General features: G+C 51.8%; 19 protein-coding genes, 1 rRNA gene and 1 other annotated feature. Of the genes, 8 read left to right on the forward strand and 12 right to left on the reverse strand.

Annotation, left to right across the window (positions count from 1 at the left end):
• Positions 1 to 61 precede the first annotated feature (61 nt).
• The 4 genes from ACQ29O_RS17525 to rluD form a co-directional block, all read right to left on the reverse strand.
• Positions 62 to 1,603 (reverse strand): 16S ribosomal RNA (locus ACQ29O_RS17525).
• A 454-nt stretch (positions 1,604 to 2,057) separates the two neighbouring features.
• Positions 2,058 to 4,631: an ATP-dependent chaperone ClpB gene (gene clpB / locus ACQ29O_RS17530; RefSeq protein ID WP_001235093.1), complete on the reverse strand. Its 2,574-nt coding sequence runs from the start codon at positions 4,629 to 4,631 to the stop codon at positions 2,058 to 2,060.
• Positions 4,632 to 4,760: 129 nt separating this feature from the next.
• Positions 4,761 to 5,498, reverse strand: coding sequence for a purine nucleoside phosphorylase YfiH (gene yfiH / locus ACQ29O_RS17535; RefSeq protein ID WP_000992644.1), 738 nt, complete (start codon positions 5,496 to 5,498; stop codon positions 4,761 to 4,763).
• On the reverse strand, positions 5,495 to 6,475 hold the full coding sequence (rluD, locus tag ACQ29O_RS17540) for a 23S rRNA pseudouridine(1911/1915/1917) synthase RluD (protein WP_000079130.1): 981 nt from the start codon (positions 6,473 to 6,475) through the stop codon (positions 5,495 to 5,497). Before rluD ends, yfiH begins: the two co-directional genes overlap by 4 nt.
• A 131-nt stretch (positions 6,476 to 6,606) precedes the next feature.
• Between rluD and bamD the strand changes: the two genes are divergently transcribed.
• The 4 genes from bamD (at position 6,607) to pheA (ending at position 9,365) form a co-directional block, all read left to right on the forward strand.
• Positions 6,607 to 7,344 carry an outer membrane protein assembly factor BamD gene (bamD, locus tag ACQ29O_RS17545; protein ID WP_000197660.1) on the forward strand — a complete coding sequence of 246 codons (738 nt, stop codon included), beginning with the start codon at positions 6,607 to 6,609 and terminating at the stop codon, positions 7,342 to 7,344.
• A 271-nt stretch (positions 7,345 to 7,615) separates the two neighbouring features.
• Positions 7,616 to 7,954 carry a ribosome-associated translation inhibitor RaiA gene (gene raiA, locus ACQ29O_RS17550; RefSeq protein ID WP_000178449.1) on the forward strand — a complete coding sequence of 113 codons (339 nt, stop codon included), beginning with the start codon at positions 7,616 to 7,618 and terminating at the stop codon, positions 7,952 to 7,954.
• Between the two features lie 102 nt (positions 7,955 to 8,056).
• Positions 8,057 to 8,182: a sequence feature (Phe leader region), on the forward strand.
• A complete protein-coding gene (pheL, locus tag ACQ29O_RS17555) occupies positions 8,058 to 8,105 on the forward strand; it encodes a pheA operon leader peptide PheL (protein WP_010989056.1) in 48 nt (15 codons plus the stop codon). Its footprint overlaps the feature before it by 48 nt.
• Positions 8,183 to 8,204: 22 nt before the next feature.
• Complete coding sequence (pheA, locus tag ACQ29O_RS17560) at positions 8,205 to 9,365, forward strand: bifunctional chorismate mutase/prephenate dehydratase (RefSeq protein ID WP_020937133.1); 1,161 nt, start codon at positions 8,205 to 8,207, stop codon at positions 9,363 to 9,365.
• Here pheA and ACQ29O_RS17565 read toward each other — a convergent pair.
• The 3 genes from ACQ29O_RS17565 to aroF are packed head-to-tail and all read right to left on the reverse strand — an operon-like array spanning position 9,326 to position 12,493.
• Entirely contained in the window at positions 9,326 to 10,234 is a 909-nt protein-coding gene (locus tag ACQ29O_RS17565; protein ID WP_000210983.1) for an SMP-30/gluconolactonase/LRE family protein, read from the reverse strand. The two genes, pheA and ACQ29O_RS17565, sit on opposite strands and share 40 nt — an antisense overlap.
• A 57-nt stretch (positions 10,235 to 10,291) precedes the next feature.
• Positions 10,292 to 11,413 (reverse strand): bifunctional chorismate mutase/prephenate dehydrogenase, encoded by a 1,122-nt coding sequence (gene tyrA, locus ACQ29O_RS17570; protein WP_000225188.1) that lies wholly within the window; start codon positions 11,411 to 11,413, stop codon positions 10,292 to 10,294.
• A gap of 9 nt (positions 11,414 to 11,422) precedes the next feature.
• Positions 11,423 to 12,493 (reverse strand): 3-deoxy-7-phosphoheptulonate synthase AroF, encoded by a 1,071-nt coding sequence (gene aroF, locus ACQ29O_RS17575; RefSeq protein WP_001168062.1) that lies wholly within the window; start codon positions 12,491 to 12,493, stop codon positions 11,423 to 11,425.
• A 438-nt stretch (positions 12,494 to 12,931) separates the two neighbouring features.
• On the opposite strand from aroF, the gene ACQ29O_RS17580 reads away from it, so the two are divergent.
• Positions 12,932 to 13,450, forward strand: coding sequence for a YfiR family protein (locus ACQ29O_RS17580; protein WP_001212379.1), 519 nt, complete (start codon positions 12,932 to 12,934; stop codon positions 13,448 to 13,450).
• Positions 13,443 to 14,663 (forward strand): diguanylate cyclase DgcN, encoded by a 1,221-nt coding sequence (gene dgcN, locus ACQ29O_RS17585; RefSeq protein WP_001030982.1) that lies wholly within the window; start codon positions 13,443 to 13,445, stop codon positions 14,661 to 14,663. Before ACQ29O_RS17580 ends, dgcN begins: the two co-directional genes overlap by 8 nt.
• 156 nt (positions 14,664 to 14,819) lie before the next feature.
• Here dgcN and rplS read toward each other — a convergent pair whose 3' ends face one another.
• From rplS to ffh, 5 genes are all read right to left on the reverse strand, one after another.
• Positions 14,820 to 15,167: a 50S ribosomal protein L19 gene (rplS, locus tag ACQ29O_RS17590; protein WP_000065257.1), complete on the reverse strand. Its 348-nt coding sequence runs from the start codon at positions 15,165 to 15,167 to the stop codon at positions 14,820 to 14,822.
• 40 nt (positions 15,168 to 15,207) lie between these two features.
• Entirely contained in the window at positions 15,208 to 15,975 is a 768-nt protein-coding gene (gene trmD / locus ACQ29O_RS17595; RefSeq protein WP_000469804.1) for a tRNA (guanosine(37)-N1)-methyltransferase TrmD, read from the reverse strand.
• Between the two features lie 44 nt (positions 15,976 to 16,019).
• A complete protein-coding gene (gene rimM / locus ACQ29O_RS17600) occupies positions 16,020 to 16,568 on the reverse strand; it encodes a ribosome maturation factor RimM (protein WP_000043266.1) in 549 nt (182 codons plus the stop codon).
• Between the two features lie 18 nt (positions 16,569 to 16,586).
• Positions 16,587 to 16,835 (reverse strand): 30S ribosomal protein S16, encoded by a 249-nt coding sequence (rpsP, locus tag ACQ29O_RS17605; protein WP_000256453.1) that lies wholly within the window; start codon positions 16,833 to 16,835, stop codon positions 16,587 to 16,589.
• 252 nt (positions 16,836 to 17,087) lie between these two features.
• Entirely contained in the window at positions 17,088 to 18,449 is a 1,362-nt protein-coding gene (gene ffh, locus ACQ29O_RS17610; protein WP_000460053.1) for a signal recognition particle protein, read from the reverse strand.
• Positions 18,450 to 18,614: 165 nt separating this feature from the next.
• Between ffh and ACQ29O_RS17615 the strand changes: the two genes are divergently transcribed.
• Together ACQ29O_RS17615 and ACQ29O_RS17620 are read left to right on the forward strand one after the other, a co-directional pair.
• Positions 18,615 to 19,406: a cytochrome C assembly family protein gene (locus ACQ29O_RS17615; protein WP_001537507.1), complete on the forward strand. Its 792-nt coding sequence runs from the start codon at positions 18,615 to 18,617 to the stop codon at positions 19,404 to 19,406.
• Positions 19,407 to 19,425: 19 nt separating this feature from the next.
• Positions 19,426 to 20,712: an HlyC/CorC family transporter gene (locus ACQ29O_RS17620; protein WP_127172650.1), complete on the forward strand. Its 1,287-nt coding sequence runs from the start codon at positions 19,426 to 19,428 to the stop codon at positions 20,710 to 20,712.
• The last annotated feature ends 49 nt before the right edge of the window (positions 20,713 to 20,761 follow it).

The following is a 20,761-nucleotide window of genomic DNA, read 5'->3' on the forward strand; positions in this document are numbered from 1 at the left end:
CTTGCTATTTACTTTTCATCAGACAATCTGTGTGAGCACTGCAAAGTACGCTTCTTTCAGGTAAGGAGGTGATCCAACCGCAGGTTCCCCTACGGTTACCTTGTTACGACTTCACCCCAGTCATGAATCACAAAGTGGTAAGCGCCCTCCCGAAGGTTAAGCTACCTACTTCTTTTGCAACCCACTCCCATGGTGTGACGGGCGGTGTGTACAAGGCCCGGGAACGTATTCACCGTGGCATTCTGATCCACGATTACTAGCGATTCCGACTTCATGGAGTCGAGTTGCAGACTCCAATCCGGACTACGACGCACTTTATGAGGTCCGCTTGCTCTCGCGAGGTCGCTTCTCTTTGTATGCGCCATTGTAGCACGTGTGTAGCCCTGGTCGTAAGGGCCATGATGACTTGACGTCATCCCCACCTTCCTCCAGTTTATCACTGGCAGTCTCCTTTGAGTTCCCGACCTAATCGCTGGCAACAAAGGATAAGGGTTGCGCTCGTTGCGGGACTTAACCCAACATTTCACAACACGAGCTGACGACAGCCATGCAGCACCTGTCTCACAGTTCCCGAAGGCACAAATCCATCTCTGGATTCTTCTGTGGATGTCAAGACCAGGTAAGGTTCTTCGCGTTGCATCGAATTAAACCACATGCTCCACCGCTTGTGCGGGCCCCCGTCAATTCATTTGAGTTTTAACCTTGCGGCCGTACTCCCCAGGCGGTCTACTTAACGCGTTAGCTCCGGAAGCCACGCCTCAAGGGCACAACCTCCAAGTAGACATCGTTTACGGCGTGGACTACCAGGGTATCTAATCCTGTTTGCTCCCCACGCTTTCGCACCTGAGCGTCAGTCTTTGTCCAGGGGGCCGCCTTCGCCACCGGTATTCCTCCAGATCTCTACGCATTTCACCGCTACACCTGGAATTCTACCCCCCTCTACAAGACTCAAGCCTGCCAGTTTCGAATGCAGTTCCCAGGTTGAGCCCGGGGATTTCACATCCGACTTGACAGACCGCCTGCGTGCGCTTTACGCCCAGTAATTCCGATTAACGCTTGCACCCTCCGTATTACCGCGGCTGCTGGCACGGAGTTAGCCGGTGCTTCTTCTGCGGGTAACGTCAATTGCTGCGGTTATTAACCACAACACCTTCCTCCCCGCTGAAAGTACTTTACAACCCGAAGGCCTTCTTCATACACGCGGCATGGCTGCATCAGGCTTGCGCCCATTGTGCAATATTCCCCACTGCTGCCTCCCGTAGGAGTCTGGACCGTGTCTCAGTTCCAGTGTGGCTGGTCATCCTCTCAGACCAGCTAGGGATCGTCGCCTTGGTGAGCCGTTACCTCACCAACAAGCTAATCCCATCTGGGCACATCTGATGGCAAGAGGCCCGAAGGTCCCCCTCTTTGGTCTTGCGACGTTATGCGGTATTAGCCACCGTTTCCAGTAGTTATCCCCCTCCATCAGGCAGTTTCCCAGACATTACTCACCCGTCCGCCACTCGTCAGCAAAGCAGCAAGCTGCTTCCTGTTACCGTTCGACTTGCATGTGTTAGGCCTGCCGCCAGCGTTCAATCTGAGCCATGATCAAACTCTTCAATTTAAAAGTTTGATGCTCAATGAATTAAACTTCGTAATGAATTACGTGTTCACTCTTGAGACTTGGTATTCATTTTTCGTCCGAGGACGTCAAGAATCCGTATCTTCGAGTGCCCACACAGATTGTCTGATAAATTGTTAAAGAGCAGGTGCGACGCGGCTTACAGCTCACCGTCGCGAGGTGGCGTATATTACGCTTTCCTCTTTTTGAGTCAAGCCTTTATTTTCGCTTTCCTCACAGGCTTCTTAACGAAGCCTTTCTGACCCGGCGGCCTGTATGCCGTTGTTCCGTGTCAGTGGTGGCGCATTATAGGGAGTTATTAGAGCCTGACAAGACCTAAATGCAAAAAAAGCTCAACCGTTCACTTTTCAAACAACATTTGAACCAAAAGCCTATTTTCGCCTGGTTTTTAAACAAAAACGAGCCCGTCAGGGCCCGTTTTATTCAAATTTGTGACTTACTGCACTGCCACAATACGATCATCACTGGCTTCAAGGCGAATCACTTTGCCAGGAACCAGTTCACCAGACAGGATTTGCTGCGCCAGTGGGTTTTCGATCTGCTGTTGAATAGCACGTTTTAACGGACGCGCCCCGTAGACCGGATCGTAACCGTTGGCGCTCAACAGTTTCAGCGCCTCGTCGGAGATATGGATTTCATAACCACGTTCTTCCAGACGTTTGTACAGACGCTGCAGCTGGATCTGAGCAATAGAAGCGATGTGTTGCTCACCTAACGGATGGAATACCACAACTTCATCAATACGGTTGATAAATTCCGGACGGAAGTTTTGGCTAACCACACCCAGCACCATCTCTTTCATTCGACCGTAATCCAGTTCGCCAAAGCGCTCCTGAATGAGATCGGAACCGAGGTTAGAAGTCATAATGACCACCGTATTACGGAAGTCGACCGTTCTCCCCTGCCCGTCAGTCAGCCGACCGTCGTCCAGCACCTGCAACAGAATGTTGAATACATCCGGATGCGCTTTTTCTACTTCATCCAACAAGATGACGGAATAAGGACGACGGCGTACCGCTTCCGTCAAATAACCGCCTTCTTCATAGCCGACATATCCCGGAGGCGCCCCGACCAAACGAGACACGGAGTGTTTCTCCATAAACTCGGACATATCGATACGCACCATCGCGTCGTCGCTGTCGAACATAAAGTTAGCCAGCGCTTTACACAGTTCGGTTTTACCGACCCCCGTCGGCCCCAGGAACAGGAAGGAACCAATCGGACGGTTCGGATCGGACAGCCCAGCACGGCTACGACGTATGGCGTTCGATACTGCTTCAACGGCTTCATTCTGCCCGATCACACGGCTGTGTAACTCTTGTTCCATACGCAACAGTTTTTCACGTTCGCCTTCCAGCATTCTGGCAACCGGAATACCGGTCCAGCGCGCCAGCACTTCGGCAATTTCCGCATCCGTTACTTTGTTACGTAACAGACGCATGGTTTTACCTTCCGACTGGGTCGCGGCTTCCAGCTGTTTTTCCAGCTCCGGAATTTTGCCGTACTGCAGTTCAGACATTCGCGCCAGGTCGCCAACGCGACGCGCCTGCTCGATGGCGATCTTCGCCTGCTCCAGCTCCGCTTTAATAGTTTGCGTCCCAGAAAGCGATGCTTTTTCCGCTTTCCACTCTTCTTCCAGCTCAGAGTACTGACGCTCTTTATCGTCCAGTTCTTCGTTGAGCATATCGAGACGTTTTTTACTCGCCTCGTCAGACTCTTTCATCAACGCCTGCTGTTCCAGTTTGAGCTGAATAATCCGGCGGTCGAGTCTGTCCAGCTCCTCCGGCTTAGAGTCAATCTGCATACGAATGCTGGATGCCGCTTCATCGATGAGGTCGATAGCTTTATCCGGCAACTGACGGTCGGCGATATAGCGGTGAGATAATGTTGCCGCCGCCACAATCGCCGGGTCAGTGATCTGCACATGGTGGTGCAGCTCGTAACGTTCTTTCAGGCCACGCAGAATAGCGATGGTGTCTTCCACTGAAGGTTCTGCGACAAACACTTTTTGAAAACGACGTTCCAGCGCCGCGTCTTTTTCAATGTACTGACGGTATTCATCCAGCGTGGTGGCGCCCACACAGTGCAGTTCACCACGCGCCAGCGCCGGTTTCAGCATATTCCCGGCGTCCATGGCGCCATCAGCCTTACCTGCGCCAACCATCGTGTGCAGCTCGTCAATAAACAGGATGACGTTGCCTTCCTGTTTCGCCAGATCGTTCAGCACGCCTTTCAGACGCTCTTCAAATTCGCCGCGATATTTCGCCCCCGCCACCAGCGCGCCCATATCCAGCGCCAGTACGCGGCGACCTTTTAAGCCTTCAGGGACTTCACCGTTAATAATGCGCTGCGCCAGTCCTTCAACAATTGCCGTTTTACCGACCCCTGGCTCACCGATTAACACCGGGTTGTTTTTGGTACGACGTTGCAGTACCTGAATGGTACGGCGAATTTCTTCATCACGACCAATTACCGGGTCAAGCTTGCCTTGTTCAGCCCGCTCGGTCAGATCGACGGTATATTTTTTCAAGGCCTGACGTTGGTCTTCAGCCCCTTGATCGTTCACGCTTTCACCTCCGCGCATCTGTTCAATTGCCTGAGTGATATTGGCCGTGGTCGCACCGGCTGATTTCAGCAGATCGGTTAACGTGCCGCGAGACTCAAGCGCCGCCAGAACAAACAGCTCTGACGAAATAAAATTGTCTCCCCGTTTTTGCGCCAGCTTGTCGCAAAGGTTCAGTACGCGTACCAGTTCCGAAGAAGGCTGTACGTCGCCGCCGGTGCCTTCCACCTGCGGTAAACGGCTCAGCGCCTGATCGATAGCGGTGCGCAACTGGCCAGCATTAATGCCGGCGGAGGTTAATAAAGGACGTATCGATCCCCCTTCCTGGTTCAGCAAGGCGCTCATTAAATGAAGAGGTTCGATGAATTGGTTGTCGTGCCCCAGCGCGAGCGACTGGGCATCGGCAAGAGCAAGCTGGAATTTGTTAGTAAGACGATCCAGACGCATAACTCCTCCCATAACAGGTCAAAATTGCTACTGGAGATTAAATGAGGTCATCCCTCAATTATTCAAGGTGAATGACCTGAATTATGCGAAAAGAAAGTTACCCGTACCGGATCGTCTTGATTCTTTAGGTTATATCAGCCAAATAAAACTTGCCATACGACCTGTCGTCTTGTCGCGACGATAAGAGAAGAAAGTCTCACTTTCGCTAAAGGTGCAGCGATCCCCGCCATAGACATGTTCAACGCCGGTATTCGCCAGACGTTGGCATGCAAGCTGATAAATATCCGCCAGAAATTTTTCCCCGTGCGGCAAAAATGCGCTATCGGCTTGCGCATCTTTTGCTAAAAATGCGTCACGCACTTCCGGCCCCACTTCAAACGCGGTCGGGCCGATCGCCGGACCTAACCAGGCGATGATATTTTCTGGTTTGTCAGCAAAGCAGGTGACAGTTTCCTCCAGTACGCCTTCACATAATCCGCGCCAGCCCGCATGAGCCGCCGCCACTTCTGTTCCCTCACGGTTACAGAATAGCACAGGCAGGCAGTCTGCCGTCATTACCGCGCAGACGGTTCCTGGCGTATTGCTGTAAGACGCATCCGCACGTTTGGAGGCATAAGGTTCTCCGGTAAGCCTCAACACATTTTTACCGTGAACCTGTTCAAGCCAGACAGGTTTCGAAGGCAGATTGCCCGCCGCAAACAGACGCTTGCGGTTCTCTTCAACATGCTCCGGGTTATCGCCGCAATGCGCGCCCAGATTCAGCGAGTCGTAAGGCGGTAAACTCACCCCGCCAATACGGGTAGAACTACAGGCTGCGACGCCTTTCGGCAGCGGCCACTGCCACTGCGGGACAATCAGTGCATTCATAACCAGTCCACATCATCTTTATGATCTTCAAAATCGGCGCGCATCGCATCGATAAGGTCCACCATATCTTGTGGAATCGGCGCGTGCCACTCCATTTCGATACCCGATACAGGATGGTAGAGACGCAGCATTGTTGCATGCAGCGCCTGGCGGTCAAACTTACGCAGCGTGGAAATAAATTCTTCCGATGCGCCTTTCGGTGGACGTGGACGACCACCGTAGACCTGATCGCCCACTAACGGGTGCGTAATATGCGCCATATGCACGCGGATCTGGTGCGTACGCCCGGTCTCCAGACGCAACCTAAGACGCGTGTGCACACGGAAATGTTCCATAATGCGGTAGTGGGTCACCGCCGGTTTGCCCATGGGATGCACCGACATATGGGTACGTTTGGTCGGGTGACGACTGATGGGTTCATTCACCGTTCCTCCCGCCGTCATATGTCCGATCGCGACCGCTTCATATTCGCGGGTGATCTCGCGCAGCTGCAAAGACTCCACCAGGCGCGTTTGCGCCGGAACGGTTTTGGCCACCACCATCAGCCCCGTCGTGTCCTTATCCAGACGATGCACAATGCCCGCGCGCGGGACATCCGCAATCGGCGGATAATAATGTAGCAACGCGTTCAGTACCGTACCGTCCGGGTTACCCGCGCCAGGATGTACCACCAGATCGCGTGGTTTGTTGATAACCAGAATATCGTCATCTTCATAAACAATATCTAACGGGATATCCTGCGCTTCAAAACGAATCTCTTCGTCGATCTCCGCATCAATAGCCACCCGCTCGCCGCCTAACACTTTTTCTTTTGGCTTATCGCAAAGTTGACCATTGACCAACACGCGCTGATTCAAAATCCATTCTTTTATACGCGAACGTGAATAATCCGGGAACATTTCGGCCAAAGCCTGATCTAAGCGTTGACCGAGTTGGTTTTCGGAGACCGTTGCGGTGAGTTGTACTCGTTGTGCCATATACAGCTTCTTCGTTTAACGTTGGGTTTTACGGCTTTGCCGTTTAATATAGTGTGCTATTGTAGCTGGTCTTAACCGGGAGCAGGAACAGAGAATCTCCCGTAAAACATTTTGAGGAAAGTCAAAACGTCATGACGCGCATGAAATATCTGGTGGCAGCAGCCACGTTGAGCCTGTTTCTGGCGGGTTGCTCGGGTTCAAAGGAAGAGGTGCCCGATAATCCGCCGAATGAAATCTACGCGACTGCTCAGCAAAAGCTGCAGGACGGTAACTGGAAACAGGCAATAACGCAATTGGAAGCGTTAGATAATCGTTATCCATTCGGACCGTATTCTCAGCAGGTGCAGTTGGATCTTATCTACGCCTATTACAAAAACGCCGATTTGCCGCTAGCGCAGGCCGCCATCGATCGTTTTATGCGTCTTAATCCAACGCACCCTAATATTGACTATGTCATGTACATGCGCGGCCTGACGAACATGGCGCTGGATGATAGCGCGCTGCAAGGTTTCTTTGGCGTCGATCGCAGCGATCGCGATCCGCAACATGCGCGGGCGGCGTTCAATGACTTTTCGAAACTGGTACGCAGCTATCCTAATAGCCAGTACACCACCGACGCCACTAAGCGTCTGGTATTCCTGAAAGACCGTCTGGCGAAATATGAATATTCCGTCGCAGAGTACTATACCGCGCGCGGCGCATGGGTTGCGGTCGTAAACCGGGTAGAAGGTATGCTACGCAATTATCCTGATACGCAGGCCACGCGCGATGCGTTGCCGCTGATGGAAAACGCCTATCGTCAGATGCAGCTGAATGCGCAGGCTGACAAAGTCGCGAAAATTATTGCCGCTAACAGCAAAAACACCTGAAGCAATACCAACAAGCAAAACGGCAGCCTTCCGGCTGCCGTTTTTTTATTCGATATCTGATGCAACAGAAATGATTTCACTGCAACGCATCCAGTCAAATATGGCCTGCTTTCAGCCATTCCTCAAGTAAAAGATCGCTTCTTCCTGCGATGCCTCACAAAAAGTTCGCCTTGACAAAAAGTGACAAAATAATGTGATTTACATCACACATTTTGACATTAAGAACGGTATGCTGGAATCACCAAGACGGGAAAGACAAGAGGTGAAATTTATGACAATGAACATTACCAGTAAACAAATGGAAATTACTCCGGCAATCCGCCAACATGTCGCAGACCGTCTCGCCAAACTGGAAAAATGGCAAACTCACCTGATTAATCCTCATATCATTCTGTCTAAAGAGCCACAGGGCTTTATTGCTGACGCCACCATTAATACACCGAACGGACATCTGGTCGCCAGCGCAAAACACGAAGATATGTACACCGCTATTAATGAATTGATCAACAAGCTGGAACGGCAGCTCAATAAAGTGCAGCATAAAGGCGAAGCCCGTCGTGCCACCGCATCGGTGAAAGATGCCAGCTTCGTCGAAGCAGAAGAAGAGTAGTCCCTTACATTGAGTGTATCGCCAACGCGCCTTCGGGCGCGTTTTTTGTTGACAGGATTAAAACAGTACGGGTACTGTACTTACGTACACAAAGGAAACAGTTATGAAGCTAACCCGGTTTTTCTTCGCATTCTTTTTTATCTTCCCCTGACCGGGAGGCGTTTCGTCATGTGATAAAGAATGCGAAGACGAACAAGAAGGCCTCCCCCACCGGGAGGCCTTTTTTATTGATAACAAAAAAGGCAACACTATGACATCGGAAAACCCATTACTGGCGCTGCGAGATAAAATCAGCGCTTTAGACGAAGAGTTACTGGCCTTACTGGCAAAACGACGCGCGCTGGCGATTGAAGTGGGACAAGCAAAACTACTGTCGCATCGTCCGGTTCGGGATATCGATCGTGAACGCGCGCTGCTGGACAGACTCATCCATCTCGGTAAAGCCCACCATCTCGACGCACACTACATTACCCGTCTGTTCCAGCTTATCATTGAAGACTCCGTGCTTACTCAGCAGGCGCTGCTGCAACAACATCTGAATAATACTCACCCTCATTCGGCACGTATTGCGTTTCTTGGGCCGAAAGGCTCCTATTCTCATCTCGCGGCGCGCCAGTATGCTGCACGCCATTTTGAGCAATTTATTGGGAGCGGCTGCGCAAAATTCGCCGATATTTTTCATCAGGTCGAAACCGGCCAGGCCGATTACGCCGTGGTTCCGATAGAGAACACCAGCTCCGGCGCTATCAACGATGTGTACGACTTATTGCAACACACCAGTCTGTCGATTGTCGGTGAGATGACTGTCACTATCGATCACTGCGTGCTGGTTTCCGGCGCTACAGATCTGAATACCATCGAAACGGTGTACAGCCATCCGCAGCCGTTTCAGCAGTGCAGTAAATTTTTGAGCCGCTATCCGCACTGGAAAATCGACTATACCGAGAGTACGTCGGCAGCGATGGAAAAAGTCGCGCAGGCAAACTCTCCGCGCGTCGCGGCGCTCGGCAGCGAGGCAGGCGGCATGTTGCACGGTTTACAGGTGCTGGAACGCATTGCCGCAAACCAGACGCAGAATATCACCCGCTTTCTGGTACTGGCGCGCAAAGCCATCAACGTTTCCGATCAGGTTCCGGCAAAAACCACTCTGTTAATCGCCACCGGGCAGCAAGCTGGCGCGCTGGTCGAAGCGCTGCTGGTGCTGCGTAACCACAATCTCATCATGACGAAACTGGAGTCGCGCCCCATTCACGGCAATCCGTGGGAAGAGATGTTTTATCTCGATATTCAGGCGAACCTGGAGTCGCAGGTAATGCAAAGCGCGCTAAAAGAGCTGGGCGAGATCACGCGCTCAATGAAAGTGCTTGGCTGCTATCCCAGCGAAAACGTCGTGCCGGTAGAACCTGCCTGACGTTCAATAAAACGGCTTTTCTTCATCCCTGCGACGGCTACCTGCAGGGTGAAGATGGCGCCGGAGAGCGGATAATCCGCCACTTCCTGAGCAGACATATTTTCTCTGGTAGTTGTAATAAACAGCGTTTTCATATCTGCGCCGCCAAAGCAAACCATCGTCGGACAACGTACCGGCAACCGGTACTCTTCCAGCTGCTCTCCTTGCGGTGAGAAAAGCGCCACGCGCCAGCCGTCAAACATCGCGCTCCAGTAGCACCCTTCGCTATCCATCGCCGCGCCGTCGGGAAGTCCTTCTCCTTCGCCAAAATGGCGAAAAAGTTCACGCTTGCCCGGATCGCCATGCTTATCAAGTAACGTGCGGTATATCACGCCATTCGGCGTATCGGAGGTATACATCCACTGGTTATCCGGGCTGAACGCCAGGCCGTTGTGTCCCTGGATATCGCACTGGATCACTTTTGCCGTCAGGTCATGATCGATCCGCATCAGCAACGCGCCATTATAGTCACCTGGCGCCCAGAACGTTCCGGCATAAAAACGTCCATCGCCATCAGTGCCGCCATCGTTGAAACGCGCCAGTTTCGTATTAGAGGGATTGTCGCAAACCTTACGCTGCAATAATCCATTTTTATCGGCCAGCCAGATAGCATGACGCATGGCCACAATAAATCCGCCCTGCTCACGCAAGGCAAAACAGCCCACCTCTTCCGGAAACGCCAGCACGCTATGCGTCCCGCTCGCCGGATGGTAACGATGGATCTCCTGTTCCAGGATATCGGTCCAATACAGCGCGCTTTCATCCTCGCTCCATGTGGGGCATTCTGGTAAATGTCCGGCATAATCAAATAAAACGTGCGGCGTAGTCATAACGGTTCCTTAAACGAAAAAAGCCAGCAAAGCTGGCTTTTAGTATAGATGTCATCATTATGGTCGGCTGTCATTCGCCTGACGCAATAACACACGGCTTTCATTCTGGAAGCGTCTGGCATAATCGCCAAACCAGTGTTCAACTTTGCGAAAACTGTCGATAAAAGCCTGCTTATCACCTTGTTCCAGTAACCCGATCGCATCGCCAAAACGTTTATAGTAACGCTTGATAAGCGCCAGATTGCGCTCCGACGACATAATAATGTCCGCATACAGCTGCGGGTCCTGGGCGAACAGACGCCCGACCATCGCCAGCTCCAGTCGATAAATCGGCGATGATAGCGCCAGAAGCTGCTCAAGCTGGACGTTCTCTTCCGCCAGATGCAGCCCATAAGCGAAGGTAGCAAAATGGCGCAACGCCTGGATAAAAGCCATGTTCTGATCGTGCTCGACAGCGCTAATTCGGTGCAACCGAGCGCCCCACACCTGGATTTGCTCAAGGAACCACTGATACGCTTCCGGTTGACGCCCGTCACACCAGACCACCACCTGCTTCGCCAGGCTCCCGCTGTCCGGGCCAAACATCGGATGCAAGCCCAACACGGGGCCATCATGGGCCGCCAACATTGCCTGTAACGGATCGCTTTTCACCGATGCCAGATCGACCAGAATACAGTCGGACGGCAGGGGCGGCAGTTGCGCTATGACCTGTTCAGTAACATGAATCGGCACGCTGACGATCACCATTCCGGCATCGGCGACAATGTCCCTGGCGCGCGGCCAGTCCTGCTGTTCCAGAATACGGACCTGATAGCCCGACAGCGTGAGCATTTTTTCAAACAGACGCCCCATCTGTCCGCCGCCGCCCACAATGACGACCGGACGCAGAGAAGGACAAAGCGTTTTGAACCCCTTATCATTTTCGCTGGAGTAAGATTCACGCATTACCCGGCGCAGGACATCTTCAATGAGATCGGGCGGGACACCGATCGCTTCTGCTTCCGCCCGTCGTGAAGCCAGCATAGAGGCCTCACGCTCCGGCACGTAAATAGGCAGGCCAAAACGGCTTTTCACCTCGCCGACTTTGGCAACCAGTTCCAGGCGCTTAGCCAGTAAATTCAACAACGCTTTATCGACATCATCTATTTGATCGCGTAACGCGGTCAATTCAGCAACCATAACAACCTCTTATGCGACGCGCACCGCCAGCTGGCCGCTCAAATCTTTATGAATTTCACGTAACAGGGCATCGGTCATCTCCCAGCTAATACAAGCATCGGTGACGGAAACGCCATACTTCATTTCGCTGCGCGGCTGTTCGGAAGACTGATTACCCTCATGAATATTACTTTCAATCATTAAGCCAATGATTGAACGATTGCCATCTTTAATCTGCGCAACCACAGATTCGGCGACGGCTGGCTGGCGGCGATAATCTTTATTGGAGTTACCATGACTGCAATCTACCATCAGCGAAGGACGTAGTCCCGCCTGTTCCATCTCTTTTTCACACTGAGCGACATCTGCCGGGCTATAGTTTGGCGCTTTGCCGCCACGCAAAATCACATGGCCATGCGGATTTCCCTGGGTTTGCAATAACGCAACCTGACCGGCCTGGTTAATGCCAACAAAACGATGAGGTTGCGCAGCGGCGCGCATGGCGTTAATCGCTGTCGCCAGGCTGCCATCCGTGCCGTTTTTAAAGCCGACCGGCATAGAAAGACCAGACGCCATTTCGCGGTGGGTTTGCGATTCGGTTGTGCGCGCGCCTATCGCCGACCAGCTAAACAGATCGCCCAGGTATTGCGGGCTGTTCGGATCCAACGCTTCGGTCGCCAATGGCAACCCCATATTCACCAGTTCCACCAGTAGCTGACGCGCTATTTTCAACCCGGCTTCCACATCAAATGAGCCATCCATGTGAGGATCGTTAATCAGCCCTTTCCAGCCGACGGTAGTTCGCGGCTTTTCAAAATAGACGCGCATTACCAGATAGAGGCTATCGCTGACCTCTGCGGCAAGGGCTTTAAATCGACGGGCATATTCCAGAGCGGTTTCAGGATCGTGAATAGAACAAGGACCGCATACCACCAACAGACGCGGATCGCGCCCGGCAATAATGTCAGAAATGATTCCCCGGGACTGCGCTATCTGCGCTTCCTGCGCCAGGCTCAACGGAAAGGCCGCTTTAAGCTGCTCCGGCGTCATTAATACCTGTTCATCGGTGATACGTACGTTATTCAGCGCGTCTTTTTGCATGATGGCGATCCTGTCTTTTCTTGTTTGCGATAGTTGATCCTCCACGAGGATGTTTAAACCATACCACAAAAAGTAAAGATTTCAATCCATATTACGTAAAATAAACTTTACATCATGCGCAATCGTCGATTAACCCCCTCCATTTCGTATCAAAAACTTTACACAACAAGTGAATTATTTTATTCCCAGCCTCAGAAAAACGGTAAAATGAGCGATGCTCGCTATTTTTTGATTATTTTTTTCCGCACACATATTTTTACTTTCTGATATAGGTTGATTAATACCATTATCACAAGAATTTAATATCAGGGACGCCACTTAAATTATTCATATTATCAATAAGACATAATGACGATATGGCAAAATAATGTTATTTTGCTACAAACAATCACGGATGTATTTTAATGCTTTACGACTGAAGATGGTGGGGACTTGTTAATGCGTTTTTCTCACCGATTTATCCTTCTGTTATCGCTATTATTAGCAAGCTTGCCTCTGTATGCTCAACGCGTCACGGAAGAAGAGAAATCCGTACGCGCCATCGTCTCCGGTATCGTCAGTTATACACACTGGCCAGCGTTATCCGGGCCGCCAAGGCTATGCATATTTTCATCTGCGCGTTTTGTCAGGGTACTTAGCGAAGAGGCTGATTGGGCTTTCCCTTATCAACCGCTTGTCATCCGTACCACACAAGAAGCCCTGAGCGCCCGCTGTGATGGTTTTTACTTTGGCAATGAATCGCCAGCTTATCAGGTGGAGTTAACGCGTCATTATCCAGTTAATGCCTTGTTATTAATTGCCGAGCAAAATACCGAATGTATTATTGGCAGCGCATTTTGTCTGATCATTAACAATGATGAAGTCAAATTTTCCGTCAACCTGGACTCCCTCTCGCATAGCGGCGTGAGAGTAAATCCAGAAGTATTAATGCTTGCACGGAATCAAAAGCATGAATAAGGAATTTTCTCTGTCCAGACCAACATTTAAACGCACACTACGGCGGATTAGTATAATCAGCGTGCTGCTTACAATGACATTGATCTGGCTATTAATTTGCGTTGCGTCTGTCCTTACGCTCAAACAGTATGCGCAAAAAAATCTCGATTTGACCGCCGCCACAATGGCCCATAGCCTTGAAGCGGCACTGGTATTTTCCGATAACGCGGCCGCAGCGGAAACGCTCGCCACACTGGGACGCCAGGGACAATTTTCAGCGGCGGAGGTCCGCGATAAAAATGGCCGTACTATCGCCTCATGGCGCTATGATGCGCGAGCCGCAGACGATAAGCTCATCGGCTTAATTAGCCACTGGCTTTTTCCATTGCCGGTATCACAACCCATCTGGCACAACGGCAGGGCCATCGGCGAAGTACGGCTTGTCGCCCGCGACAGCCTTATTGGTCATTTTATCTGGCTATCGCTGGCAGTGCTGACAGGATGTATTCTGCTGGCATCCGGCATTGCCCTGCTGCTCACGCGTTATTTGCACAATGGCGTTGTGGATGCGCTGCAAAATATTACTGAAGTTGTACACGACGTTCGCACTAACCGAAATTTTTCACGCCGGGTACCTGATGAGCGTATTGCGGAATTTCACCTGTTTGCGCAGGATTTCAATAGCCTTCTGGATGAGATGGAAGAATGGCAGCTACGGCTTCAGGCTAAAAATGCCCAGTTACTACGTACCGCGCTGCACGATCCGCTGACGGGGCTTGCCAATCGCGCGGCATTTCGCAGCTGTATTAACGCGCTGATGAAGGACAATTCCGCTCGTAGCAGTTCGGCATTGTTATTTCTGGATGGCGATAACTTTAAATATATTAATGATACCTGGGGACATGCGGCAGGCGACCGCGTACTTATAGAGGTTGCCAAAAGATTAGCGGAATTCGGCGGTAGCCGTTATCAAACTTACCGACTCGGCGGCGATGAATTTGCGATGGTGCTTTACGATGTACATTCGGAGTATGAAGTACAACGTATTTGCGCAGCGCTATCCCAGGCGTTTAATCGACCTTTTGAACTGCATAACGGCCAGCGGATAACGATGACCCTGAGTATTGGCTTTGCGCTGACATGGGAACATGCCACTGCCGAAAAACTACAAGAACTGGCCGATCGAAATATGTATCAGGCTAAACACCGGCGTGCGGAACGCTCGCTAAATTAAGGAACGGGCCTGGCCGTTTCTGACTCAGCGTTGAGACCACAGACCCAGCCTAATCATGCAACCGTCCATGGCGTGGAGCAACCCCATAAAAAAGGGGCCAGCGTAATGCCAGCCCCTTCTTTTCTACAAGCTTTCGGATGTTGCGAAAGCGCGTTCTTAGTTAAGACGCTCTTTGATACGAGCCGCTTTACCAGTACGCTCACGCAGGTAGTACAGTTTAGCTTTACGAACAGCACCACGACGTTTAACAGCAATGCTGTCAACTACCGGAGAGTGAGTCTGGAAGACACGCTCAACGCCTTCGCCGTTGGAAATTTTACGAACAGTGAATGCAGAGTGCAGACCGCGGTTACGAATAGCGATAACCACGCCCTCGAATGCCTGCAGACGTTTCTTGGTACCTTCAACAACCCATACTTTCACTTCCACGGTATCGCCCGGACGGAAGGAAGGTACGTTCTGCTTCATCTGCTCTTGTTCAAGTTGCTTAATAATGTTGCTCATAATTTAATCTCTTATCCTGGGTAAACTGATATTCGGGGGCCTATGCCATCCCATCATGTTTATGCTGCTGTTGTGCGTGTTCTGTTTTGAACTCCGCCAGCAACCTTGCTTGCTCTTCAGTCAGAGCCAGGTTTTCCAGAAGTTCAGGTCTTCTAAGCCAGGTTCGGCCCAGCGACTGTTTCAAGCGCCAGCGACGTATCTCGGCATGGTTTCCCGACAGCAATACTGGCGGTACTTCCATCCCCTCTAACACTTCAGGGCGCGTATAGTGCGGACAATCCAGCAACCCATCAGCAAACGAATCTTCGATTGCTGATGCCTCATGCCCCAGAACCCCCGGTATAAACCGGGCGACGGAGTCAATCAGAGTCATTGCCGGTAGTTCGCCACCGCTGAGAACGTAATCGCCAATTGACCATTCTTCGTCAATTTCGGTCTGAATTACGCGCTCATCTACGCCTTCGTAGCGACCACACACCAGAATAAGCTTCTGATTCGTGGCCAGCTCGCTAACGCCCGCTTGATCAAGCTTGCGTCCCTGAGGCGACAGATAAATCACTTTAGCACCTTCACCTGCCGCGGCTTTTGCTGCGTGAATGGCGTCCCGCAAGGGTTGCACCATCATTAACATCCCCGGTCCGCCGCCGTAAGGACGGTCGTCCACGGTACGGTGCCGGTCATGCGCGAAGTCGCGAGGACTCCAGCTTTGGATGTTCAGCAGGCCTTTTTTTACTGCCCGGCCAGTTACCCCGTAATCGGTAATTGCGCGGAACATTTCAGGAAACAGGCTAACGATGCCAATAAACACAAGCCAATCCCCATAACGCCATTTATTACCGTTTATTCGGTGGTTTAAAAACCAGGATCCCAGTCTACTTCGATAGTACGAGTAGCGAGATCGACTTTCTTGATAACCTGCCCATCGAGGAACGGTACTAGTCGTTCCTTGATACCAAATGCATCTTTCAGGTTCGCCTTAATGACGAGAACGTCATTCGACCCGGTTTCCATCATGTCGATAACTTTACCGAGATCGTAGCCTTCAGCGGTGACTACCTGGCAACCCATCAGGTCTTTCCAGTAATAGTCTCCCTCCTCAAGCGCAGGAAGTTGCGAGGAATCCACGACAATTTCGCAATTGGTCAGAAGATTCGCGGCATCTCGATCGTCAACGCCTTTCAGCTTGATGATCAGATCCTGATTGTGGTGCTTCCAGCTTTCCAGCTGTACCTGCTGCCACTGACCCGCCTTCTGGATAAACCAGGGCTGATAGTCAAAAATGCTTTCGGCGTCTTCAGTGGAGGAAAACACTCTGAGCCAACCACGGATACCGTATGAAGAACCCATTTTCCCCAGTACAACCGGTTCAGCGGGTACTTGTGCGGCGAGTTGCTTGCTCATCATGACCACCGTGACAGATTAAGCTGCTTTTTTTACTTCTTTGATCAGCGCCGCAACGCGATCGGAAATGGTTGCGCCCTGGCCAACCCAGTGAGCGATGCGATCCAGATCCAGGCGGGTGCCTTCTTCTTTTTCGCTAGCGATTGGGTTGAAGAAACCAACGCGCTCAATGAAGCGACCGTTGCGTGCATTACGGCTGTCGGTGACAACAACCTGGTAGAACGGACGCTTTTTAGCGCCGTGACGAGCTAAACGAATAGTTACCATAACATCCTCTTGTGTGAATAAAACAACCGGGCCCCATCGAGGAACGGAGCCCGGCGTCATATTAAAAGCCCGAAAATTTTACTGATTTCTGGGAGAATTGCAATCAACAGTTAATAACTCTGCTGTAGAAGGCCGTCGGCGGCGCAGCGAGTTCGGTGCCGGCGTGCGCGCAGCCACCGCAGCGTACACGCAGTACGTGAGGATGGCGAGCACACCCCGGTGCCGAAATAGCAAGTGAGCCAGGCCGGGAAATTAGCGACCCGGGAAGCCTGGCGGCATCATCCCCTTCATACTGCGCATCATCTTCTCCATCCCGCCCTTCTTCATCTTCTTCATCATGCGCTGCATGTCGTCGAACTGTTTCAGAAGGCGGTTAACGTCCTGCACCTGCATCCCACAGCCCTGCGCGATACGACGCTTGCGGGAACCTTTGATGATTTCCGGCTTCGCGCGCTCTTTCAGCGTCATCGAATTGATGATCGCTTCCATACGCACCAGCACCTTGTCATCCATCTGCGATTTAACGTTGTCCGGAATCTGCCCCATGCCCGGTAATTTGCCCATCAGACTGGCCATACCGCCCATGTTTTTCATCTGTTTGAGCTGTTCCAGGAAGTCGTTCAGGTCGAAACCGTCGCCTTTCTTCAGTTTAGTCGCCAGCTTTTCAGCCTGTGCGCGGTCAACTTTGCTTTCGATATCTTCGATAAGAGACAGTACGTCGCCCATACCGAGAATACGCGAGGCGATACGATCCGGGTGGAACGGTTCCAGCGCGTCGGTTTTCTCGCCGACACCGAGGAATTTAATCGGCTTGCCGGTGATATGACGAATAGAGAGCGCCGCACCGCCACGAGCATCACCATCAACTTTGGTCAGCACCACGCCGGTTAACGGCAGCGCTTCGTTAAAGGCTTTTGCGGTATTCGCCGCATCCTGACCGGTCATCGCATCGACGACAAACAGCGTTTCTACTGGCTTGATAGAAGCGTGGACCTGTTTGATTTCGTCCATCATCGCTTCGTCAACGTGCAGACGACCGGCGGTATCCACCAGCAGCACGTCGTAGAATTTGAGCTTCGCTTCTTTCAGCGCGGCGTTGACGATATCAACCGGTTTCTGGCCGACATCAGACGGGAAGAAATCCACGCCAACCTGTTCAGCCAGCGTTTCGAGCTGTTTGATCGCCGCCGGGCGATAGACGTCGGCAGAGACGACCAGCACTTTCTTCTTGTGCTTCTCGCGCAAGAATTTACCCAACTTACCGACGCTGGTGGTTTTACCCGCCCCCTGCAGACCCGCCATCAATACTACGGCTGGCGGCTGCGCAGCTAAATTCAGCGTCTGGTTCTCTTCGCCCATCGCCGCAACCAGTTCGCTACGGACAATCTTGACGAACTCCTGCCCTGGGGTCAGGCTCTTGTTAACTTCATGACCAACCGCTTTCTCTTTTACGCGATTGATGAACTCACGCACTACCGGCAGCGCAACGTCAGCCTCCAGCAGCGCCATGCGCACTTCGCGCAGCGTCTCTTTAACGTTGTCTTCAGTAAGGCGCCCACGGCCACTGATATTGCGCAGCGTGCGCGACAAACGATCGGTTAAATTATCAAACATTGTCTCTCGCCTGGGGTGGAAACGGTTGGTCGCCGCAGCGACACAGTTACATAATTTCGCCACAGTATACCATGAAGCCGTCTTTGTTGTTATGCAACGGTTGGAGCTGCGGTCACGTAACGCTATACTGCTTCTCTTTCTCACTGGTCAACTGTCGACACAACTATGCCCGTTTTTGCTTTACTTGCCCTTGTCGCCTACTCCTTCAGCCTCGCGCTGATCGTTCCCGGACTGTTGCAAAAAAACAGCGGCTGGCGGCGTATGGCTATTCTTTCTGCGGTCATCGCGCTGGTGTGCCATGCTGTCGCGCTGGAATCGCGTATTCTGCCCGGCGGCGACAGTGGACAAAACCTGAGCCTGCTGAATGTCGGTTCGCTGGTCAGTCTGATGATCTGCACGGTGATGACCATTGTCGCGTCGCGTAATCGCGGCTGGCTACTTCTGCCCATTGTCTATGCTTTTGCGCTGATTAACCTGGCCTTCGCCACGTTCATGCCTAATGAATATATTACGCATCTGGAAGCGACCCCAGGCATGATGGTGCACATCGGTCTGTCGCTTTTCTCTTACGCGACGCTGATAATCGCCGCGCTGTATGCGCTACAACTGGCGTGGATCGACTATCAGTTGAAGAACAAAAAGCTGGCGTTTAGTAATGAAATGCCGCCATTGATGAGCATTGAGCGCAAAATGTTTCATATCACGCAGATTGGCGTCGTACTGCTGACCCTTACTCTGTGTACCGGCCTGTTTTACATGCATAACCTGTTCAGTACTGAAAATATTGATAAAGCCGTGCTCTCTATTGTGGCATGGTTTGTCTATATCGTTCTGCTGTGGGGGCATTACCATGAGGGCTGGCGGGGTCGGCGGGTCGTGTGGTTTAACGTCGCAGGCGCGGGTATTCTGACGCTGGCCTATTTTGGTAGCCGCATATTACAGCAATTTGTAAGCTAAGCTTTTAAAGGAGTTTCCCCTGGAACACATCTCCACCACCACGCTGATTATCATATTAATCATCATGGTGGTCATCTCGGCCTATTTTTCCGGTTCCGAAACTGGAATGATGACGCTAAACCGTTACCGTTTACGCCATATGGCGAAGCAAGGTAATCGCTCGGCAAAACGGGTAGAAAAATTACTGCGTAAACCCGACCGACTGATAAGCCTGGTGCTGATCGGCAATAACCTGGTCAACATTCTTGCCTCGGCGCTCGGCACGATTGTGGGTATGCGGCTTTACGGCGACGCTGGCGTGGCTATCGCCACCGGGGTACTGACGTTTGTCGTGTTAGTTTTTGCCGAAGTCCTGCCCAAAACTATCGCCGCGCTCTATCCGGAAAAAGTGGCCTATCCCAGCAGCTTCCTGCTGGCGCCGTTACAGATACTGATGATGCCGCTGGTGTGGTTACTTAACACCATCACCCGCCTGCTGATGCGTCTGATGGGAATTAAAACGGACATCGTGGTTAGCGGGTCGTTAAGCAAAGAGGAATTACGCACTATCGTGCATGAATCCCGTTCGCAAATCTCTCGCCGCAATCAGGATATGCTGCTGTCGGTTCTCGACCTGGAAAAGGTCAGCGTGGATGACATCATGGTGCCGCGTAATGAAATTATCGGGATCGATATCAATGACGACTGGAAGTCTATCGAGCGGCAGCTCACCCACTCGCCACACGGACGCATTGTGCTCTATCGCGATTCGCTGGATGACGCCATCAGTATGCTGCGCGTGCGTGAAGCCTGGCGGTTAATGGCCGAGAAAAAAGAGTTCACCAAAGAGATGATGCTGCGCGCCGCCGATGAAATCTATTACGTCCCGGAAGGTACGCCGCTCAGTACACAACTGATTAAATTTCAGCGCAATAAAAAGAAAGTCGGACTGGTCGTCAACGAATATGGCGATATCCAGGGGCTGGTCACCGTGGAAGATATTCTCGAGGAGATCGTTGGCGACTTCACCACATCGATGTCGCCGACCCTGGCGGAAGAGGTCACGCCGCAAAACGACGGTTCGGTCATTATTGACGGTACCGCCAACGTCCGGGAAATCAATAAAGCGTTTAACTGGCACCTGCCGGAAGACGACGCGCGCACCGTCAACGGGGTGATTCTGGAGGCTCTGGAGGAAATTCCGGTTGCTGGCACGCGCGTGCGCATTGAGCAGTACGATATCGATATTCTCGATGTACAGGAAAATATGATTAAGCAGGTAAAGGTTGTACCGGTAAAGCCGCTGCGCGAGAGTGTGGCGGAGTAACACAATGGCGAACTCCGGTTCGCCTTTTTTATCGCCGTCTTTTAAGATT

It is taken from the genome of Salmonella sp. GDC200615 (assembly GCF_050574145.1).
Lineage (GTDB): Bacteria > Pseudomonadota > Gammaproteobacteria > Enterobacterales > Enterobacteriaceae > Salmonella > Salmonella enterica.

Excerpts from the sequence above, each read along its gene's own strand:
- aroF (WP_001168062.1), bottom strand. The coding sequence starts at position 12,493 with ATGCAAAAAGACGCGCTGAATAACGTACGTATCACCGATGAACAGGTA.
- rpsP (WP_000256453.1), bottom strand. The coding sequence starts at position 16,835 with ATGGTAACTATTCGTTTAGCTCGTCACGGCGCTAAAAAGCGTCCGTTC.
- tyrA (WP_000225188.1), bottom strand. The coding sequence starts at position 11,413 with ATGGTTGCTGAATTGACCGCGTTACGCGATCAAATAGATGATGTCGAT.
- rluD (WP_000079130.1), bottom strand. The coding sequence starts at position 6,475 with ATGGCACAACGAGTACAACTCACCGCAACGGTCTCCGAAAACCAACTC.
- ACQ29O_RS17565 (WP_000210983.1), bottom strand. The coding sequence starts at position 10,234 with ATGACTACGCCGCACGTTTTATTTGATTATGCCGGACATTTACCAGAA.
- dgcN (WP_001030982.1), top strand. The coding sequence starts at position 13,443 with ATGAATAAGGAATTTTCTCTGTCCAGACCAACATTTAAACGCACACTA.
- bamD (WP_000197660.1), top strand. The coding sequence starts at position 6,607 with ATGACGCGCATGAAATATCTGGTGGCAGCAGCCACGTTGAGCCTGTTT.
- rimM (WP_000043266.1), bottom strand. The coding sequence starts at position 16,568 with ATGAGCAAGCAACTCGCCGCACAAGTACCCGCTGAACCGGTTGTACTG.
- ACQ29O_RS17580 (WP_001212379.1), top strand. The coding sequence starts at position 12,932 with ATGCGTTTTTCTCACCGATTTATCCTTCTGTTATCGCTATTATTAGCA.
- clpB (WP_001235093.1), bottom strand. The coding sequence starts at position 4,631 with ATGCGTCTGGATCGTCTTACTAACAAATTCCAGCTTGCTCTTGCCGAT.
- yfiH (WP_000992644.1), bottom strand. The coding sequence starts at position 5,498 with ATGAATGCACTGATTGTCCCGCAGTGGCAGTGGCCGCTGCCGAAAGGC.
- ACQ29O_RS17615 (WP_001537507.1), top strand. The coding sequence starts at position 18,615 with ATGCCCGTTTTTGCTTTACTTGCCCTTGTCGCCTACTCCTTCAGCCTC.
- ffh (WP_000460053.1), bottom strand. The coding sequence starts at position 18,449 with ATGTTTGATAATTTAACCGATCGTTTGTCGCGCACGCTGCGCAATATC.
- raiA (WP_000178449.1), top strand. The coding sequence starts at position 7,616 with ATGACAATGAACATTACCAGTAAACAAATGGAAATTACTCCGGCAATC.
- rplS (WP_000065257.1), bottom strand. The coding sequence starts at position 15,167 with ATGAGCAACATTATTAAGCAACTTGAACAAGAGCAGATGAAGCAGAAC.
- pheA (WP_020937133.1), top strand. The coding sequence starts at position 8,205 with ATGACATCGGAAAACCCATTACTGGCGCTGCGAGATAAAATCAGCGCT.